The 16,901-nt window shown below is 63.5% G+C and carries 14 protein-coding genes; 2 read left to right on the top strand and 12 right to left on the bottom strand.

Annotated elements, in window-relative coordinates; genetic code table 11:
* Positions 1 to 61: 61 nt before the first annotated feature.
* Both DWU99_RS20530 and DWU99_RS20525 read left to right on the top strand, forming a co-directional pair.
* Positions 62 to 1,438 carry a leucyl aminopeptidase family protein gene (locus DWU99_RS20530; RefSeq protein ID WP_115479973.1) on the top strand — a complete coding sequence of 459 codons (1,377 nt, stop codon included), beginning with the start codon at positions 62 to 64 and terminating at the stop codon, positions 1,436 to 1,438.
* Positions 1,439 to 1,738: 300 nt separating this feature from the next.
* The gene (locus DWU99_RS20525; RefSeq protein ID WP_199535893.1) at positions 1,739 to 3,478 is read left to right on the top strand and encodes a M1 family metallopeptidase; all 1,740 of its coding nucleotides are present in this window, start codon (positions 1,739 to 1,741) and stop codon (positions 3,476 to 3,478) included.
* Positions 3,479 to 3,487: 9 nt separating this feature from the next.
* Here the strand turns inward: DWU99_RS20525 and DWU99_RS20520 are convergent, their stop codons facing one another.
* The 12 genes from DWU99_RS20520 to mreC form a co-directional block, all read right to left on the bottom strand.
* A complete protein-coding gene (locus tag DWU99_RS20520) occupies positions 3,488 to 4,096 on the bottom strand; it encodes a DUF4126 domain-containing protein (RefSeq protein WP_115479971.1) in 609 nt (202 codons plus the stop codon).
* Positions 4,097 to 4,331: 235 nt separating this feature from the next.
* Positions 4,332 to 6,638 (bottom strand): carboxy terminal-processing peptidase, encoded by a 2,307-nt coding sequence (locus DWU99_RS20515; RefSeq protein ID WP_115479970.1) that lies wholly within the window; start codon positions 6,636 to 6,638, stop codon positions 4,332 to 4,334.
* A 14-nt stretch (positions 6,639 to 6,652) separates the two neighbouring features.
* Positions 6,653 to 7,663 (bottom strand): lipoyl synthase, encoded by a 1,011-nt coding sequence (gene lipA / locus DWU99_RS20510; protein ID WP_115479969.1) that lies wholly within the window; start codon positions 7,661 to 7,663, stop codon positions 6,653 to 6,655.
* A gap of 8 nt (positions 7,664 to 7,671) precedes the next feature.
* Complete coding sequence (lipB, locus tag DWU99_RS20505) at positions 7,672 to 8,340, bottom strand: lipoyl(octanoyl) transferase LipB (RefSeq protein WP_115479968.1); 669 nt, start codon at positions 8,338 to 8,340, stop codon at positions 7,672 to 7,674.
* Between the two features lie 132 nt (positions 8,341 to 8,472).
* Entirely contained in the window at positions 8,473 to 8,763 is a 291-nt protein-coding gene (locus DWU99_RS20500) for a DUF493 family protein (RefSeq protein ID WP_115479967.1), read from the bottom strand.
* A 25-nt stretch (positions 8,764 to 8,788) separates the two neighbouring features.
* Positions 8,789 to 10,024, bottom strand: a complete 1,236-nt coding sequence (locus DWU99_RS20495) for a D-alanyl-D-alanine carboxypeptidase family protein (protein ID WP_115479966.1) — start codon at positions 10,022 to 10,024, stop codon at positions 8,789 to 8,791.
* Positions 10,025 to 10,090: 66 nt separating this feature from the next.
* Positions 10,091 to 11,011 (bottom strand): septal ring lytic transglycosylase RlpA family protein, encoded by a 921-nt coding sequence (locus DWU99_RS20490; protein ID WP_115479965.1) that lies wholly within the window; start codon positions 11,009 to 11,011, stop codon positions 10,091 to 10,093.
* Positions 11,008 to 11,979: a lytic murein transglycosylase B gene (gene mltB, locus DWU99_RS20485; RefSeq protein ID WP_115479964.1), complete on the bottom strand. Its 972-nt coding sequence runs from the start codon at positions 11,977 to 11,979 to the stop codon at positions 11,008 to 11,010. Before mltB ends, DWU99_RS20490 begins: the two co-directional genes overlap by 4 nt.
* A 135-nt stretch (positions 11,980 to 12,114) precedes the next feature.
* The gene (gene rodA / locus DWU99_RS20480) at positions 12,115 to 13,230 is read right to left on the bottom strand and encodes a rod shape-determining protein RodA (protein ID WP_115479963.1); all 1,116 of its coding nucleotides are present in this window, start codon (positions 13,228 to 13,230) and stop codon (positions 12,115 to 12,117) included.
* Positions 13,227 to 15,236 (bottom strand): penicillin-binding protein 2, encoded by a 2,010-nt coding sequence (mrdA, locus tag DWU99_RS20475; RefSeq protein WP_115479962.1) that lies wholly within the window; start codon positions 15,234 to 15,236, stop codon positions 13,227 to 13,229. The genes rodA and mrdA overlap by 4 nt, the downstream gene beginning before the upstream one ends.
* Before the next feature lie 43 nt (positions 15,237 to 15,279).
* Positions 15,280 to 15,768, bottom strand: a complete 489-nt coding sequence (mreD, locus tag DWU99_RS20470) for a rod shape-determining protein MreD (RefSeq protein WP_115479961.1) — start codon at positions 15,766 to 15,768, stop codon at positions 15,280 to 15,282.
* Positions 15,765 to 16,769 (bottom strand): rod shape-determining protein MreC, encoded by a 1,005-nt coding sequence (gene mreC / locus DWU99_RS20465; RefSeq protein ID WP_115479960.1) that lies wholly within the window; start codon positions 16,767 to 16,769, stop codon positions 15,765 to 15,767. The genes mreD and mreC overlap by 4 nt, the downstream gene beginning before the upstream one ends.
* Positions 16,770 to 16,901 lie beyond the last annotated feature (132 nt).

The following is a 16,901-nucleotide window of genomic DNA, read 5'->3' as shown; positions in this document are numbered from 1 at the left end:
AGCGCGCATCATGTGCGGTCATTGATCACGATGCGCATGCCCGGCATGCGTAAGGAATTGCATGACCGCCCTGACCGAACTCCGCTCCAACCGCAAGACCTCGACGCCCATCGAGGCTACCGACGTCGCCCATCTCGCCGCCACGCGCAAGCGCCTAAGCGCTGCACAACGCACCTGGCTGGACGAAAACGGTTTCGATGCCCGACCCGGCAGCGTGTGTCTGCTGGCGGATGCGAACGGCAAGCTTGCGCGCGTGATCGTCGGCGTGGATACGCAAGATCCGCTCTCGGCACTGGCCGCGCTGCCGATGACCTTGCCGGCCGGCGATTACGCGATCGCCGCCGAAAGCATCGCGCTCGATGCGCAGTTGGCCGCATTGGGCTGGGCGCTCGGCGCGTATCAATTCACGCGCTATCGCCAGGCGAAGCGCGAGCCTGCAACGCTCGCCATCGATGCCAAGACATTCGCCACGCTGGCGCCGCTGGTCGAAGCGACGCATCTCGTGCGCGACCTGGTCAACACGCCCACCGAAGACATGGGCCCGAAGCAACTCGCGGACGCGGTGAAGCAAGTGGGCAAGGCGCACAAGGCCAAAGTGCGCGAATGGGTGGGCGACGAATTGCTGGAAGACAACTTTCCCACCATCCATGCCGTGGGCCGCGCCAGCCATCGCGCGCCGCGCCTGGTCGAGCTGACGTGGGGCAAAGCCTCCGATCCGAAGCTGGTGGTGGTCGGCAAAGGCGTGTGCTTCGACACCGGCGGCCTCGACCTGAAACCTTCCGACGGCATGCGCTGGATGAAGAAGGACATGGGCGGCGCGGCGCACGCGATCGCGCTGGCGGGCCTGATCATGCAGGCCAAGCTGCCCGTGCGCCTGACCTTGCTGATTCCGGCAGTGGAAAACGCCGTGGCCGGCAATGCGATGCGTCCCGGCGAGGTGATCGTCACCCGTGCCGGCCTCAGCGTGGAGATCGACAACACCGATGCGGAAGGCCGACTGGTGTTGTGCGATGCGCTGGCCTACGGCGCCGAACAGAAGCCGGAACTGATCATCGACTTCGCCACGCTCACGGGTGCGGCGCGCGTTGCACTCGGCCCGGATCTGCCGGCGCTGTTTGCGAATGACGATGCCATCGCCGATGCCGCGCTCGCCTGTGGACGCGCGGCCGCCGATCCGATGTGGCGACTGCCGTTGTGGCGTCCGTACCGCAAGATGCTGGAGTCGTATCTGGCCGACTTCGCCAATGCGGGCGCCTCGCGTCATGCCGGTGCGATCACGGCGGCGCTGTACATGGAGCGCTTCATTCCCGAAGGCATGCCCTGGGTTCATCTCGACACGTATGCGTGGAACGACGCGGACCGCCCAGGTCGTCCGCGCGGTGGCGAAGCGATGGGACTACGTGCCCTGTTCGCGTATCTGCAAAAACGTTACGCCTGAGACACATCGTACGCCCGAAAACTCCCTCCCCTGCGTGCAGCAGGGGAGGGTTGGGGGTGGGGTGAAGCCTTTAGACGAAGCAAAAGCGTTACCCCCTCCCAACCTCCCCCTACTTCGCAGGGGGAGGAGCAAAGCGCAGCGCTCTGTCATCGTTTGCGGCCAGCCGCCGAGCATTCTTTTTCTTAGAAGCTCTCGGAATGCCGGATGCCAGTTCGTCACTGCCGGCATGACTTTCGGCTTTGTTGGGGCTTGCATGAAACTGTCAGGATGCCGGGATTCCCACGGCCACGAAGGATGCCCATGCACGCCCTGCGCCCCGCCCTGCTCGCTGCCTGCCTGGCTCTGAGCCTGAGCAGCCACGCCGCCGACACAACGTCCCTGCCGACTCAACCGCCGCTCACCACGCTGACGGAAAACTCCGGCGGTGCGATGCCTGCCGAGCAGAAGCGCGTGCACTTCGATCACGCGGAATTGCATATCGCCGTCGATCCGTCCGAACAGAGCATCGACGCGAGCGCCACGCTGACCTTCACCGCACGCGAGTCCACCAACGTGCTGCTGCTGGATCTGGATCGCAACCTGCCGATCAGCGCCATCGAGGTGGACGGCAAACCGCTCGCCGCGAAGGACTGGAGCAACCCGGAAGGACGCCTGCGCATCCAGTTGCCGCGCACACTGGCCAGCGGCGATAAGGTGTCCGCCACGGTGAACTACGCGGGACGGCCGCATGTTGCGAAGAAAGCGCCCTGGGACGGCGGCTTCGTGTGGAGCCACACGGCCGACGGACAACCGTGGGTAGGCAGCGCGGTCGAAGGCGAAGGCTGCGATTTGTTCTGGCCGTGCATCGATCACCCGCAAGGCAAGCCGGATCTGGTCGATCTCTACGTGACCGTACCCAAGCCGCTGGTCGCACCCGGCAACGGCGTGCTGATCGGCGTGAGCGATGAGGGCGACAAGCGCACTTATCATTGGCGCGCCAAGCACCCGACGACGTATGCCATCTCGATCAATGTCGGTCCGTTCAAGGAACTGCAGGGCGAATATCACAGCCGTTACGGCAACACGATCCCGCTGCAGTACTGGTACATCGAAGGCGAAGACGCGCAGGCGAAAGCCTTGTTTGCCGAGTTCTCGCGCATGCTGGATTTCAACGAGACGTATATCGGGCCCTATCCGTTCGGCGACGAGAAAATGGGCGTGGTGGAAACGCCGTACCTTGGCATGGAACACCAGACCATCAACGCCTACGGCAACCATTACGCGAAAGACGGCAGCGGTTTCGACTGGCTGCTGCAGCACGAATTCGCGCACGAATGGTTCGGCAATCAGATGACCAATGCCGACTGGGACGACATGTGGCTGCACGAGGCGTTTGCCACCTACTGGCAGCCTTTTTACAGCTGGTCCCTCAACGGCGACATGGGTTACTACGCATGGCTGGGAAGGCTGCGCATGACCTTGCGTGATCGCCATCCGCTAGTGTCGGGCAAGAACGAAACCGAAGCGCAGGTCTATGACGAAGTAAACGGCCCGGGCCAGGACATCTACAACAAGGGTGCGCTGATGCTGCACTCGTTGCGCGCACTGATCGGCGATCGCGCCTTCTTCGACAGCATTCGCTTACTTGTGTATGGGCGCCCCGATCCGAAGCCCGGCAATTTCGAACCGCATTACGCCTCCTCGCGCGACTTCGTCGACATCGTGAGCAAAGTGACCGGCCGCGATCTCGGCTGGTTCTTCAATGTGTACCTTTACCAGGCCGCGTTGCCGAAGCTGGATATTCAGCGGCAGGGCGACACCCTCAATCTGCGCTGGGAAACGCCGAGCAATCTGCCCTTTCCGATGCCGGTGGAACTGCAGGTGGGCGATACGTTGCAAACGATTCCGATGGATCATGGCTCGGGCAGCATCACCGTGCCGACGGGTGCGCTGGTAGTTGTCGATCCGCATTCGAAGCTGCTGCGCGATGAACCGCAGATCACCGAGTTCCAGCAATGGATGAAGGAACAGCGTGCGAAGAAAAAGGGCAATCAGGACTGAGGCCCGGCCTTATCCAGCGCCGGATAACATCGCCCCGAATTTGCGAAGCTGGCCGAAGATCATGCGCAGACCGCGCACGACCTTCGGCAACAGCCAGCACAGCAGCAACAGAAACAGCGCCAGCAGAATCAGTAGCGCCAGCGGGTGCTGCCACATCAGATAAAGAATGCCGATCAGCGAGATATCCTCGCCGGCACTCGCGCTCCAGTTGCTGACCGGCTCGGGCGACGTATTGATCAACGCGCGTCCGCCCGACTTCGCCAGATGCGTACCCGTCACGATGGCCCCGCCGAGCAAGGCAGCGGCAACCTGCATGTCGACGCCGGAGTTTTTGAACACGCCCCAGGCCAGCAGCGTGCCGATCGGAATGCGGATGAAGGTGTGGATCGAATCCCACATGCTGTCGAACACCGGAATTTTGTCGGCGAGGAATTCGCCCACCATCAGCGCGCCCGAGACGATCAGCACCCAGTTGTGGCTGAGCACTTCCAGGCCGGGAGGCAAGGTCACGTAACCCAGTCGCCCCAGCATGCCGGCGATGAACAAGGTGGCGTAGAGGCGGATGCCGCTGGCCCAGGCCAGTCCACCGGCGAGTGCGATGTTCGGAAGGAGGTTCATGCGGGATGGCTCCTATCGCGCGGGGGCGCTTCCGCCCATCCTCGCTCCAAAGGGGCACGGCATCCATCCATTTTTCGAAAGGCCGGTCGTCACCCCACCGTCATTCCGGCGAAGGCCGGAATGACGGTGGGATTGTGCTAAACGCGGCTGTGGATTGTTACCTGACAAGCACGAGTGGGGCGTAAAAAAAGCAGCGCCGAAGCGCTGCTTTTTTGTCCAGCCTGTTCGAAAACCCTCAGTGGCTGCTGCTCGAAGCAGCCGCAGGAGCCCTCGATGCGCCGCCGGACTGGCCAGCACTGTTCTGCGTCGGCAGCGGCGATGCGCCACCTACCGCTGCAACCGACGGGCCGTTGCCTTCCTTCCCGCCGTAGGGCAGCACTTCCGCCGCCAGCTTCGGATTGCTGTCGATTAGACCCACCGCGTCGTAGAGGATGTGTGCGGTTTCCTGCAGCTGCGGATCGGGCGCCTTCTTGGCCTCGTCCTGTTCCTTCAGCTCGGTCTTCAGGCTGCGCTCGTTGGGGTTGAGTCCATCGTCGAGCGCGCTGTCGGCATCCGCTTCGGCGTCATTGCCGTCGATGGCTTTGTGACGTGCGCGGAAGTCGGCCTGCAACGCATCCATTTGCTTGCGCTCGGTTTCGCGCTGGGCAAAGTTGAGCGAGATCGTGGTGCGGTCGCTGAGCTTCTTGTACTGGGTGAGTTCGTCCAGCATCAGCTGCCACGCGGGCGACTTGGCGTCGCGCGCATCGTGCAGTTGCTGAAGCTGTGGCAGGTAGCCCTTCATGTCGGCTACGGGCTTGTAATCGGCCGGCGCGATCTGCGTCCACGGCAGCGCATTGTCGTAGGTCGACTCGCCGAAATCCTTCTCCTCGCCGTTGCTCGGATACAGGATGTCCGGCGTCACGCCCTTCAACTGGGTGGAACCGCCGTTGATGCGAAAGAATTCCTGCACGGTCATCTTCAGCGCGCCGTAGTCGGGCTTGCTGTTGGGATCGGAAGCAAAGCGATCGAGGTCGATCAAGGTCTGCACCGTGCCCTTGCCGAATGTCGGTGCGCCAATGACCAGGCCGCGGCCGTAGTCCTGGATCGCCGCGGAGAAGATTTCCGATGCCGACGCCGTGCCGCGATTGACCAGCACCGCCATCGGGCCGCTCCACGTCATCGGGGCGAAATCGTCCTTGCCCTGCGCCTGCACGGCAGCGCGCGCATCGCGCACCTGCACCACCGGTCCCTGGTCGATGAAGAGGCCGGTGAGTTCGTTGGCTTCGTACAGCGAGCCGCCGCCGTTGTTGCGCAGGTCCACGATCACGCCCTGCACGCCCTTGGCCTTGAGTTCGCCGAGCAGCTTGGCGACGTCGCGCGTGGCGCTCTTGAAGTTCTTGTCGCCTTCGCTGCGTGCGCCGAAGTCGGAATAGAACATGGGCAGTTCGATCACGCCGATCTTGCGATCCACGCCGCCTTCGTTGATGTCGATGACCTTCGACTTGGCGGCCTGCTCTTCGATGGCGATCTTCTGGCGCACCAGCGTGACCATCATGTGCTTGCCATCCGGACCCTGGTCGGCCGGCGCAATTTCCAGGCGTACCGTGGTGTCTTTCTTGCCGCGGATCAGGTTGACGACATCGTCCAGGCGCCAGCCGACCACGTCCACGATCGGACCGCTGTCACCCTGGCCCACGCCCAGCACGGTGTCGCCCACGTGCAGCTTGCCGGACTTGATCGCCGGGCTGGCAGGCACCAGCGAGGCAATCTGCGTGTAATCGTCGCGCGCCTGCAGTTGCGCGCCGATGCCTTCCAGCGAGAGCTTCATCGTGATGTCGAAATTCTCGGCATCGCGCGGCCCCATGTAATCCGTATGCGGATCGGTGGAGTTGGAATAGGCGGTCATGAAGGTCTGGAAAGCATCTTCGCTGTCCAGCTGCCTGACGCGGCTGATGTAGTTGCTGTAGCGCTTGTCGAGCGTCTTGCGGATCTCGTCGTCGGTCTTGCCGGCCAGCTTGAGGCGCAGCCAGTCGTTCATGGTGCGCTTGCGCCACAGATCGTTGAGCTCGGCCTGGTCTTTCGGCCAGTCGGCATTCTTGCGATCGATGGTGTAGGTGTCGTTGGTGTTGAAATCAAAACCCTGCTTGAGCAGGCTGCGCGCATAGTTCATGCGATCGACCGCGCGCAGGATGTACTGGTTGAAGATGTCGAACGGCGGCGACAGATCCCTGTTCCAGATCGCCTGGCCGAACTTGTCCTTGTACTTGGCGAAATTCGCCATGTCCTGCTGCGTGAAGAACACCTTCTCGCCGTCGAGCAGCTTGAAGTACAGCGTGTAGATCTTCTGCGACATCGCATCGTCGAGCGGCTGCGCGTCGTAGTGGAAGCGGGTGAGCAGGTGCGCGGAGATGAGCGCCGCATCCGCTTCGCTGGCGGTCGACTGCAAGGGCAGCGTGGATTCCTTGCGCGGCTTGGTGGCACCCATGTCGGCGGCCGATTGCGCGGACGCCGTCACGGTGACGCTGAGCGCCATCAGCATGGCGAGCAGAGGACGAAAGGTCATGGCGTGCTTTCTCATCAGGCGTGCTCGGCGACGCCAGCGGCATGAGCCTGCTGGTCGGCATGGTAGGAAGAACGGACAAGCGGACCGGATGCGACGTGATGGAAACCCATCTCTTCGCCGGCCACGCGCAGGGCTTCGAATTCATCCGGCGTCCAGTAGCGGACCACCGGGTGATGATGCGGCGTGGGTTGCAGGTACTGGCCGATGGTGATCATGTCGACGTCATGCGCGCGCAGGTCGCGCATGGTTTCGATCACCTGCTCGTAGGTTTCGCCCAGGCCCAGCATGATGCCGGACTTGGTCGGCACTTCCGGATGCTGCGCCTTGAAACGCTTGAGCAGATCCAGCGACCACTGGTAGTCGGCGCCGGGACGCACTTCGCGATACAGGTGCGGCACGGTTTCCAGATTGTGGTTGAACACGTCCGGCGGGAAATCCTTCAGCACTTCGAGCGCGCGCTCCATGCGGCCCTTGCCGCGGAAATCCGGCGTGAGGATTTCGATGCGGATGCTGGGGCTGGCGTGACGCACCGCGCGAATGCACGCGGCGAAATGTTCGGCGCCGCCATCGCGAAGATCGTCGCGATCGACCGAGGTGATCACCACGTACTTCAGGCGCATGTCGCGAATGGTTTCGGCGAGGCGCGCGGGTTCCAGCGGATCGGGCGCGGCAGGACGACCATGCGCAACGTCGCAGAACGAGCAGCGGCGCGTGCACACGTCGCCGAGGATCATGAACGTGGCGGTGCCCTTGCTGAAGCACTCGTGGATGTTCGGACACGAGGCTTCCTCGCATACCGTCACCAGCGCGTTCTCGCGCAGGCGCGCCTTCAGCTGCTGCACGGCGTTGCCTTGCGGCAGGCGCACGCGAATCCAGCTCGGTTTGCGCAGCGTCGGCGTCGTCGCGTCGAAGCCCGCGCGATTGAGCGCGATCTTGTCGTTGCCCAACTGCTTCTCGGCAACGGGCGTACCGCTGACGACGCTGATCGGAATAGTCTTCGTGGGTGAAGCGGACGTATCGCTCATGTAGTAGGTCAGACCGCCACGCGAGCGGGTAGTTCGGGAATGAGGGGAGCAGTCGGTTCGGCGTTAAAGTCGAACTGCCGGCAGAACTCGCCGATCAGCACATCCTCAACGTCCGACAGCCGTGACGGACCGCCCAAGTCTAGCACCTGCGTGACCGCCAGATCCTTGTAGCCGCAAGGATTTATGCGGTGAAAAGGTTCCAGGTTCATGTTCACGTTGAAGGCCAATCCATGGAAGCTGCAGCCGCGGCGGACCCTGAGACCCAGGGCCGCCACCTTGGCGTCGGCCACGTAGACACCTGGCGCGCCTTCGCGGCGCACGGCCTCGATATTCCAATGCGCCAGCGTATCGATGATGGCCTGCTCGATGCGATTCACCAGCTCGCGCACGCTCACGCCGGCGCGACGCAGGTCGATTAACGGATAGGCAACGATCTGCCCCGGCCCGTGATAGGTCACCTGGCCGCCGCGGTCCACCGGCACCACCGGAATCTCACCCGGCGCCAAGACGTGCTCCATCTTGCCGGCTTGTCCCAACGTGAAGACCGGGTCGTGCTCGAGCACCCACAGCTCGTCGACAGTCGCGGCGGTGCGGTTATCGGTGAAGGCAGTCATCGCCTGCCAGACCGGCGCGTAGGGCTGGCGGCCCAGGCGGCGGATTTTCAGCGGTTGGGACATGGATCGCGGGCCTGCTTGGGGATGGGCCAAATCTGTGGCCGGAGCCTGGCGCTTGCAAGTGAAGGAAGTCGCCTATTTGTTTGGCCCTCACCCCCACCCTCTCCCGGGAGGGGAGAGGGAAAAGCCGGTTTTTTACAGGGTGAAACGGATGTCGGGATCGGCGCGCAGCACGGAATGCGCCAGGTCGTACTGCTCGCGCGTCTCACAACGGAAACTGACGGTGACGGACAGGAAGTTACCTTCGCGTGAATGCTTGTGCCGCACGGTTTCGTGCAGCACATGCAAACCGATGCCTTCGAGGAGCTGCGGCACGCGGGCCTTCAGGTCCGCTGCCGCGTTGCCCATCGCGGTGATCTCGAATTCGCCGGGAAACTGGAAACCCTGGCCTTCCTGTTGCGCCTTGACCTCGCCCAGGTTTTTCATCGACCTACTCCGCTCGCGTCAACGATCACTTTTTGCCGCTGCCGTGGAACCACAACAGGATCGTGTCCCACAAGCGCTTGAAGAAGCCGCCTTGCGGCGCATCGTTCAGGGCGATCAGCGGTACGTCCTCGATGATCTGACCATCTTCGGTGACATGCAACGTGCCGACCTGCTGACCCTTCTTGAAGGGCGCGATCAGGGTGGACGGAATGTCCATGACCGCCTTGAGCTTGTCGTAATCGCCCGTCTTCACCGTCACCAGCACATCCTGGGCGACGCCCAGCGGCAGCTGATTGTCTTCGCCCTTCCACAGGCGCGGCGTGGAAAGTGCCTTGCCGGCTTCGTAAAGCTTGTGGGTTTCGAAGAAACGGAAACCGTAGTTGAGCAGGGCGATCGCCGAATCCGCGCGCGCTTTCTCGCTGCTGGCACCCATCACGATGGCGATCATGCGCTCGTCGCCGCGCTTGGCCGAGGCGTCCAGGCAGAAGCCGGCTTCGGCGGTGTGGCCGGTCTTCACGCCATCCACGGTGGGGTCGCGCCACAGCAGCGTGTTGCGGTTGCCCTGCTTGATGCCGTTCCACTCGAACTCCTTGATGGCGGAGATCGCGTAGTCGTCCGGGTAATCGTGAATCAGTGCGCGCGTGAGGATCGCGATGTCGTGTGCGGTGGTGTAGTGATTGTCGACCGGATAGCCGGACGCATTCACGAAGTGGCTGTTCACCATGCCCAGCTGCTTGGCGTAGGCGTTCATCAAACTCGCGAAGGTGTCTTCGGAGCCCGCCGTGTGTTCGGCCAGCGCGATCGCCGCGTCATTGCCGGACTGGATGATCATGCCGTAGAGCAGATCTTTCAGCGGCACCTGGCTGTTGAGCTGCAGGAAGCTGGTGGAACCGTCCGTGCCCGCACCACCTGCGCGCCATGCATGCTCGCTGATGCTCACCTGATCGGTGAGGTGGATCTTGCCCGACGCGATCTGCGCGGAGATCACGTAGTCGGTCATCACCTTGGTGATCGAAGCCGGCACCACGCGCGTATCCGCTTCTTTCGAGGCGAGAATCTGACCGGTGGCGTAATCCATCAGCACCCAGCTCCTGGCATCCACATCCGGCGGCGGCGGCACCGGTACCTGCATGGCTGCCGGAGCGGGCGCCGGGTTCGGGACCGGCTTGGGCGGGATCGGATTCTGCTGGGCGATTGCGCTCACGCCAAACGCCAGGCTGGCGGCGGCGAGAACATGCAGGGAGTGACGGAACAGATTCATCGTGGGCTTACATCCGTTTTTTTGCTTGGATCAGGGCGCGCGGGGCACCACTAGTTTGGAAAACGCTCAGTCTACCGCGACCTGCGGGTGAGGCAGGCCCATTTGTTCAATCTCGGAGGTCACCCGGTCCGCGCTGTCCACGTCGGCCAGGGGACCGACCCGTACACGGTGCACCAGGCGGCCACCTATCGTGGCATCCACCACCTGCACGGGAGCGAAATTGGCTACCCGCAACTGCGCAGCGACGTGCTCGGCGTTGGCGGGGTCGGCGAACGCGCCGACCTGGAGGTAAATGCCCGGTGGATGCTCCGGCGTCGCCGTCACCACGGGAGGCGGCGGAGTTTCTTCGCTGGGCGGCGCCGACGGATCGATGCCCTGCACTTCCACTAGGCCCGTCCCCTTCGGCCACACGCCGATCTTTACGGCGGCCGCATAGGACAGGTCGATGACGCGGTCCTCGTGGAACGGACCGCGGTCGTTGATGCGCACGATCACGCTCTTGCCGTTCTCAAGGTTGGTCACGCGCGCATAACTCGGCAAGGGCAGCACCTTGCTCGCGGCGGTGAATTTGTACATGTCGTAGTCCTCGAGATTCGAGGTCTTGTAGCCGTGAAATTTGCTGCCATAGAACGACGCGATGCCGCGTTCGTCATAACCGCGCGCCGTCGGCAGCACGGTGTAGGTGCGACCCAGCACGGTGTAGGGCGACTTGTTGCCATACAGCGAACGCGACTCGGTCTTCGGCACCGGCTCGGGAATAGTGCTTAGATCGGGCGGAGGCCCATCGGGAATGCTGTCGGCGCCATCGCGATAGCGGCTGCTTTGCGGGCGACTGGTGTCGTCATGGAAACCGCCGCCGGAACTTCCGCCGGGCGCCGACGAAGACGAATAGCCCGACGATGACGGCCGCGTGCTGCGGTGGCCGCCGCATCCGACCAGTACCAGGGCGGTCGCGAGCAGCCATGGCAGGCGCCATGCCGCCCTCATTGCGTCGCGCTCTCCGGACTGTTCACACCCTCCGCGATCGCCTGCGCCAGCTGATGCACCGCCATCGCGTACATTGGGCTGCGGTTGTAGCGCGTGATCACGTAAAAGTTCTGGAAGGTGAACCAGTATTCGGAGCCGCTCGCGCCCTGAAAAGTCTGCATGCTGCTCAATGCCCCCGGATCGAGATGCTGCAACGGACCATAACCCCATGCTTCAAGCTGTTCCACCGGCCACTGCGGCGCGGAGTCTTTCACGGTAAGCGGCTTTGCCGCCGCATCGGGTTGCGCGCGTGCGGCCACCGGGCCGCCCTTCACCCACCCGTGCTTGGCGAAATAGTTGGCGACGCTGGCGAAGATATCGGGCAGCGAATTTTGCAGGTCGATACGTCCGTCGCCGTCTTCATCCACGCCGTAGTCGCGGATGCTGTCGGGCATGAACTGCCCCCAACCCTGCGCGCCGGCGTAGGAGCCGGTAAGCGTGTCGAGCGGGCCGGCAAGCATGTTGTCCGGCAATTCCAGCAAGGTCTTCAGCTCGCCGCGAAAGAATGTGGCGCGCGGCGGGTAGTACAAGCCCAGCGTCACCAGCGCATCGAGCACCTTGTAATTGCCGGTGTTGCGCCCGTAGAAGGTTTCCACGCCGAGGATCGCGACGATGTATTCAGGCGCCACGCCGTACTGCGCGCCGATCTTTTCCAGCAATGCGCGATGATCGCGATAGAAACGAATGCCCTCGTCGATGCGCGCCGGCGTGATGAAGATCGGCCGGTATTCGCTCCACGGCTTCGCCTCGGCGGGACGGCTGATCGCATCGAGAATGCTTTGCTGTTTCTTCGCGCCGTCGAGCAGTGCGTTCAGCGCGGCGGGATCTTTCCCCGTGTCCTTCGCCACTTCCTGCACAAGCTGCGCTTGCCCTGGATGCTCGTCAGCCCATACTGGCGCGACGATCAGCATCGAAAGCGGAAGCAGCATCCGGAAAGGACGAAAAAGGCTTGGCCTGGCGGCCGGCGGCAGAGTGATTTTCGCTGTCTTTATCGGCATCGGCCACAGCGTAGCATGCAATGCGGCGCAAACCGTGGCACATCGCTGACGCAGTGCGGATGAAGTTCAGTCGTGCACTTTGCGATTGGCGTGGATCGACATCAGCACACCGAAACCCACCAGCAACGTCACCGCCGACGTGCCGCCGTAACTGACCATCGGCATCGGCACGCCCACCACCGGCAGCAATCCCGACACCATGCCGCCATTGACGAAGACGTAGACGAAAAAGCTCATGCCGATGGCGCCGGCCAGCAGTCGCGAGTACGTGTCGCGCGCCTCCATGGCGATCCACAGGCAACGCCCGATGATGAAGGCATAGAGCACCAGGATCGCGCACACGCCGATCAGTCCGAATTCTTCGGAGAACACCGCGAAGATGAAGTCGGTGGTGTGCTCGGGCAGGAAATCCAGTCGCGATTGCGTGCCCTGCTCGAAGCCTTTGCCGAACACGCCGCCCGAACCCACCGCGATCTGCGATTGGATGATGTGCCAGCCGTTGCCCAGCGGATCGGATTCGGGATTGATCATCGTCAGGATGCGATCGCGCTGGTACTGATGCATGAAGTGCCACGCGATCGGCACCATGCCGCCCGCGGCCGCCAGCAGCAGACCGATGCGCCACCACGCCATGCCAGATAGGAACAAGGCAAACGCGCCGGCGGCCGATACCAGCAAGGCGGTGCCGAGGTCGGGTTGTTTGGCGATCAATCCGGCGGGTATGGCGATCAGCACGCCCACCACCGCGATGTCCTTCCACCGCGGCGGCAGCTGACGCGGATGGAGATACCACGCCACCATCATCGGCATGGTCAGCTTCATCAGCTCCGACGGCTGAAAGCGCATGATGCCCAGATTGAGCCAGCGACCGGCACCGCGTCCCTCGCCCAGCACCGCCACGATCACGAGCAGTACCGTGCTGCCTGCGTAGAGCCACGGCGTCCAGTTGCGAAGCGTCGAGGGCGGGATGCGCGACATCAGCAGGATCAGCAAACCGCCGAGCACGAAGCGCGCGGCCTGACCGCCCACCAGCGCGACATTGCTGTCGCCTGCGCTGTACAGCGTGACCAGACCGACACCGCACAACACGCACAACGCAAACGCCAGCGGCAGATCGATGCGCGGGCGCGTCAGGATGCGCCGCAGGAAGCGGTAGAACCGGGTACGCACGGTATCGATCATGGCGTGCTGTCCTCCGGGCTGGATGAATCGGGCGCCGGCATATCGGTTTGATCGGTTTGCGGAGTGTCTTCCGGCGGCGCGGTGCTGGATGCCGGTATCGGCTCCGGCAGCGGATGGTCGGCGGGCACGGGGCCGCCTTGCTCGGTCAGCCACACATCCAGGATTTTACGCGCGATGGGACCGGCATCCTTCGCGCCCCACGCGCCGGCTTCGAGCATCGTGGCCACCGCGATGCGTGGATCTTCGGCCGGCGTGAACATCTCGAACCATGCGCGATGTCGCGCGGCCAGGTAGGCGGTGCTCTTGTTTTCGTTGTAGGCATCGCTGGTACGCGAATAACGTTCGGCGGTACCGCTCTTGCCCGCGATGCGATACGGGAAACCGTCGCCCAGTTTGACGCCGGCGCCGGTGGAAAACGGATCGTTGCCGTAGATCACCAGCTGCATGCCGTCGTTCACCGCCTGCCAGTCTTTCATGTTCTTGATCAGCGACGGACCCGCCGGCGGATTGGCCAGCGGCGCCGGCGCCGCACCGACGTCCGCGGTCGACATCACCACGCGCGGCGCATAGGGCACGCCGCGTCCCGCAAAGGTCGCCAGCGCATGCGCCAACTGCAGCGGCGTCACTTCCCAGTAGCCCTGTCCGATGCCGGTGATCACCGTTTCGCCCGGATACCAGGCGGGCGCCTTCGGCGAATGCCTGGCTTTCCATTCGCGCGATGGCAGGACACCGGATAGTTCACCGGGAACGTCCACGCCGCTCGGCTTGCCGAAACCGTAGGAACCCATGAAGGCGCTGACGCGATCAATGCCCAAATCGAGCGCGAGCTTGTAGAAGTACGTGTTGACCGAGTCCTCGATCGCGCGATACAGGTTGACCACGCCGACGCCGTAACGCTGATCGTCGCGATAACCGCGCGATTGCCCGGGGATATAGAAAACACCGGTGGAAACCACCGAATCCTGCGGCGTGCGCACGCCATACTCCAGACCTGCCAGCGCCATGAACGGCTTCACTGTCGAGCCCGGCGGATACGCGCCTCGCAATGCGCGGCTGAGCAGCGGCTTGTTGGGATCGGTGTTCAAGGCCTTGTAGTCGGCGGAACTGATGCCGTTGACGAACAGGTTGGGATCGAACGTGGGTACGCTGACCATCGCCAGCACCTGGCCGTTGCGCGGATCGATCGCCACGGCCGCGCCCGGCCTTCCTTCGAACGCGTCCTGCGCGGCTTTCTGCACGCGGACATCGATGCTCAGGTAGAGGTTCTTGCCAGGCACCGGCGGAATGATTTTCAGCACGCGCTGAATACGACCGTCGGCGCTCACTTCGTCCAGTTCGTATCCGGGCTTGCCGTGCAGGATGTCTTCGTAGGAGCGCTCAAGACCAATGCGCCCGATATGTGTCGTGCCCTTGTAGAGATCGGGATCGAGACGATCGAGATCGTCGGCATCGATGCGGCTGACATAGCCGATGACATGCGCAAACAGCGGCCCGAACGGATACTGGCGGATGAGGTAAGGCACCACGTCCACGCCCGGGAAACGCCATCGGTTCACGGCGAAGCGCGCGATGTCGTCCTCGGTAAGACGCATCTTCAACGGCACGCTGTCGAAGCGGCGCGTCTGCTTGAGCTCCTTGTGGAAGGCGTCCAGATCGTCCTGGTCCAGCGGAATCACCTTGCCCAGCTCGACCAGCATGGCATTCATGTTCTTGATCTGCTCCGGCACGACTTCGAGCCGGAACGCCGGCACGTTGTCGGCCAGAAGCACGCCGTTGCGGTCGTAGATCAGTCCACGCGCCGGAGGCAGCGCGCGCGGCTTCACGCTGTTGTTGATCGAGCGCAGTGCGAATTCGTCGTGATGCAGTACTTGCAGGAAAACATAGCGCCCGACCAGTGCGCCCAGGCCCAGCAGGATCAGCGCAAAACCGGCGAACGCACGGCGACGAAACATCTCGGCTTCGCCACGGGTGTCCTTGAAGGCGCGGCGGTGGATCAGCTTCGCCATGCCCGCACCTCCAGGCGGCCGCGCGCGATGTCGGCAAAACCGCTCATTGCAGTCTCAACCGCATCCGCAGGTCGTCGAGCAGCAGGAACAGGAAAGGCCACAGCGCAGCGCTGACAAACGGAGACGCCCACCACAGCGCCGATGGCGTGGCTTCTCCCGCAAAGGCGCGCACGATCAACAGCAGGAAACGATCGTTGACCAGCAGGGCGAGCACCGCAAGGGTCTGCTGCCACATCGGAAAGAAACGCAATCGCGAACGGAAGCGCAAGGCGATGAAGGCCAGCACGCACAGGCGCAGCGCCTGTTCGCCCAGCAACACGCCGTTGAGCATGTCGGCACACACACCGAACACGAAGGCCAGGCCAAGCGTGATGCGCTGGTCGCCCGATTCCAGCGCCCAATACAGCAGCACCAGTGCCGGCCAGTAAGGCTTGAACGGATCGAGCACATGGGGCAGCGGCACCAGCATCAAGACCAGCGCGAACACCAGCGTACCGACGAACCACCAGAAAGAGAGACGCTGCCGGCTCATGGCTGGGGCACCCTGGCGGCCTGTGCGGAAGCCGGCTTGACGGCGGAAGACGACGCCGCGGGCAACGTCACGCGCGGAACCGTCGCCGACGTGGCGGGTGCCGGGGCTTCATCGGCTGGCGGCCCTGCGGGATTCGCAGGCGGCGGCGGTCCGGCGGGCTCGGCGAGATCGTGCAGCAGCAGCACTTCGTCGGTGCGATCGAGATCCGCGCTCGGCTGCGCGCGCGCTTCTAGGAACGTACCAGCCTGGCCCGGGCCCACCGAACGGATTTCACCCACGGGGAAACCTTCCGGGAAGCGGCCACCCAATCCGGAGGTGAGCAGTTTGTCGCCAGGGCGCACATCGGCTGCCATCGGAATCATCGGCAAGGTGAGCTGCTCGCCGCTGCGGGAACCATAGGCGATCGTACGCAATCCGGTGCGCTCGATCATCACGGGCAACGCATGATCGGGATCGGTCACCAGCATGACCATCGACGATGTCGGCAACACGTTGATGACCTGGCCCATGACGCCGTGCGCGTCGATCACGGGCTGCCCGGCCTTCACGCCATCGCGCGCACCGACGTTGATCATCATGCGATATCGATAGGCCCCGAGATCCACGCCGATCACACGTGCCATCTGTACATGCAATTCAAGACTGCGCTGGGTGTCGAGCAGTTCCTTGAGTCGCTCATTCTGCTGGGCGACCGCACTCATGCGATTGAGCTTGGCGTTGGCCAGCAGGAGATCCTCGCGCAGGCGCTGGTTCTCTTCGGTGAGCATACGGCGATCGGCAAAGGCAACGCTCATGGCGTGCATGCCATCGGCCGGCAGACTGGCCAGCCGATAGACCGGCTCGACCACGATGGCGGTGGCATAGCGCAGGCGCCACAACCAGCCGTTGCGATGGTCGAGCACCATCAGCACCATCGCCAGGGCAAGGTAGAAGATCAGCCGCAAGGTACCGGCAGCGGTACCGGCGAACAGGGGCGAGGATTCCTCGCGCGCGAGCGGCATGACCTACACCCCCCAAGAGTCGGGTTGATGTCTCCCCGTGGTCCGCGTTGCGTCTGAGCGGCCGCCAGGTGGTAGTGCGCGGCGCAGCGCCAGACTGGCTGTCTGGTCAAGCCGCGCGCTACCACCTGGCGG

The organism is Dyella psychrodurans (genome assembly GCF_003363265.1).
Classification (GTDB): domain Bacteria; phylum Pseudomonadota; class Gammaproteobacteria; order Xanthomonadales; family Rhodanobacteraceae; genus Dyella_B; species Dyella_B psychrodurans.
The sequence above is the reverse complement of the archived record's forward strand: the minus strand, read 5'-3'. Positions and strand labels throughout refer to the sequence as shown.

Excerpts from the sequence above, each read along its gene's own strand:
- DWU99_RS20530 (WP_115479973.1), top strand. The coding sequence starts at position 62 with ATGACCGCCCTGACCGAACTCCGCTCCAACCGCAAGACCTCGACGCCC.
- DWU99_RS20525 (WP_199535893.1), top strand. The coding sequence starts at position 1,739 with ATGCACGCCCTGCGCCCCGCCCTGCTCGCTGCCTGCCTGGCTCTGAGC.
- DWU99_RS20520 (WP_115479971.1), bottom strand. The coding sequence starts at position 4,096 with ATGAACCTCCTTCCGAACATCGCACTCGCCGGTGGACTGGCCTGGGCC.
- DWU99_RS20515 (WP_115479970.1), bottom strand. The coding sequence starts at position 6,638 with ATGACCTTTCGTCCTCTGCTCGCCATGCTGATGGCGCTCAGCGTCACC.
- lipA (WP_115479969.1), bottom strand. The coding sequence starts at position 7,663 with ATGAGCGATACGTCCGCTTCACCCACGAAGACTATTCCGATCAGCGTC.
- lipB (WP_115479968.1), bottom strand. The coding sequence starts at position 8,340 with ATGTCCCAACCGCTGAAAATCCGCCGCCTGGGCCGCCAGCCCTACGCG.
- DWU99_RS20500 (WP_115479967.1), bottom strand. The coding sequence starts at position 8,763 with ATGAAAAACCTGGGCGAGGTCAAGGCGCAACAGGAAGGCCAGGGTTTC.
- DWU99_RS20495 (WP_115479966.1), bottom strand. The coding sequence starts at position 10,024 with ATGAATCTGTTCCGTCACTCCCTGCATGTTCTCGCCGCCGCCAGCCTG.
- DWU99_RS20490 (WP_115479965.1), bottom strand. The coding sequence starts at position 11,011 with ATGAGGGCGGCATGGCGCCTGCCATGGCTGCTCGCGACCGCCCTGGTA.
- mltB (WP_115479964.1), bottom strand. The coding sequence starts at position 11,979 with ATGCTGCTTCCGCTTTCGATGCTGATCGTCGCGCCAGTATGGGCTGAC.
- rodA (WP_115479963.1), bottom strand. The coding sequence starts at position 13,230 with ATGATCGATACCGTGCGTACCCGGTTCTACCGCTTCCTGCGGCGCATC.
- mrdA (WP_115479962.1), bottom strand. The coding sequence starts at position 15,236 with ATGGCGAAGCTGATCCACCGCCGCGCCTTCAAGGACACCCGTGGCGAA.
- mreD (WP_115479961.1), bottom strand. The coding sequence starts at position 15,768 with ATGAGCCGGCAGCGTCTCTCTTTCTGGTGGTTCGTCGGTACGCTGGTG.
- mreC (WP_115479960.1), bottom strand. The coding sequence starts at position 16,769 with ATGCCGCTCGCGCGCGAGGAATCCTCGCCCCTGTTCGCCGGTACCGCT.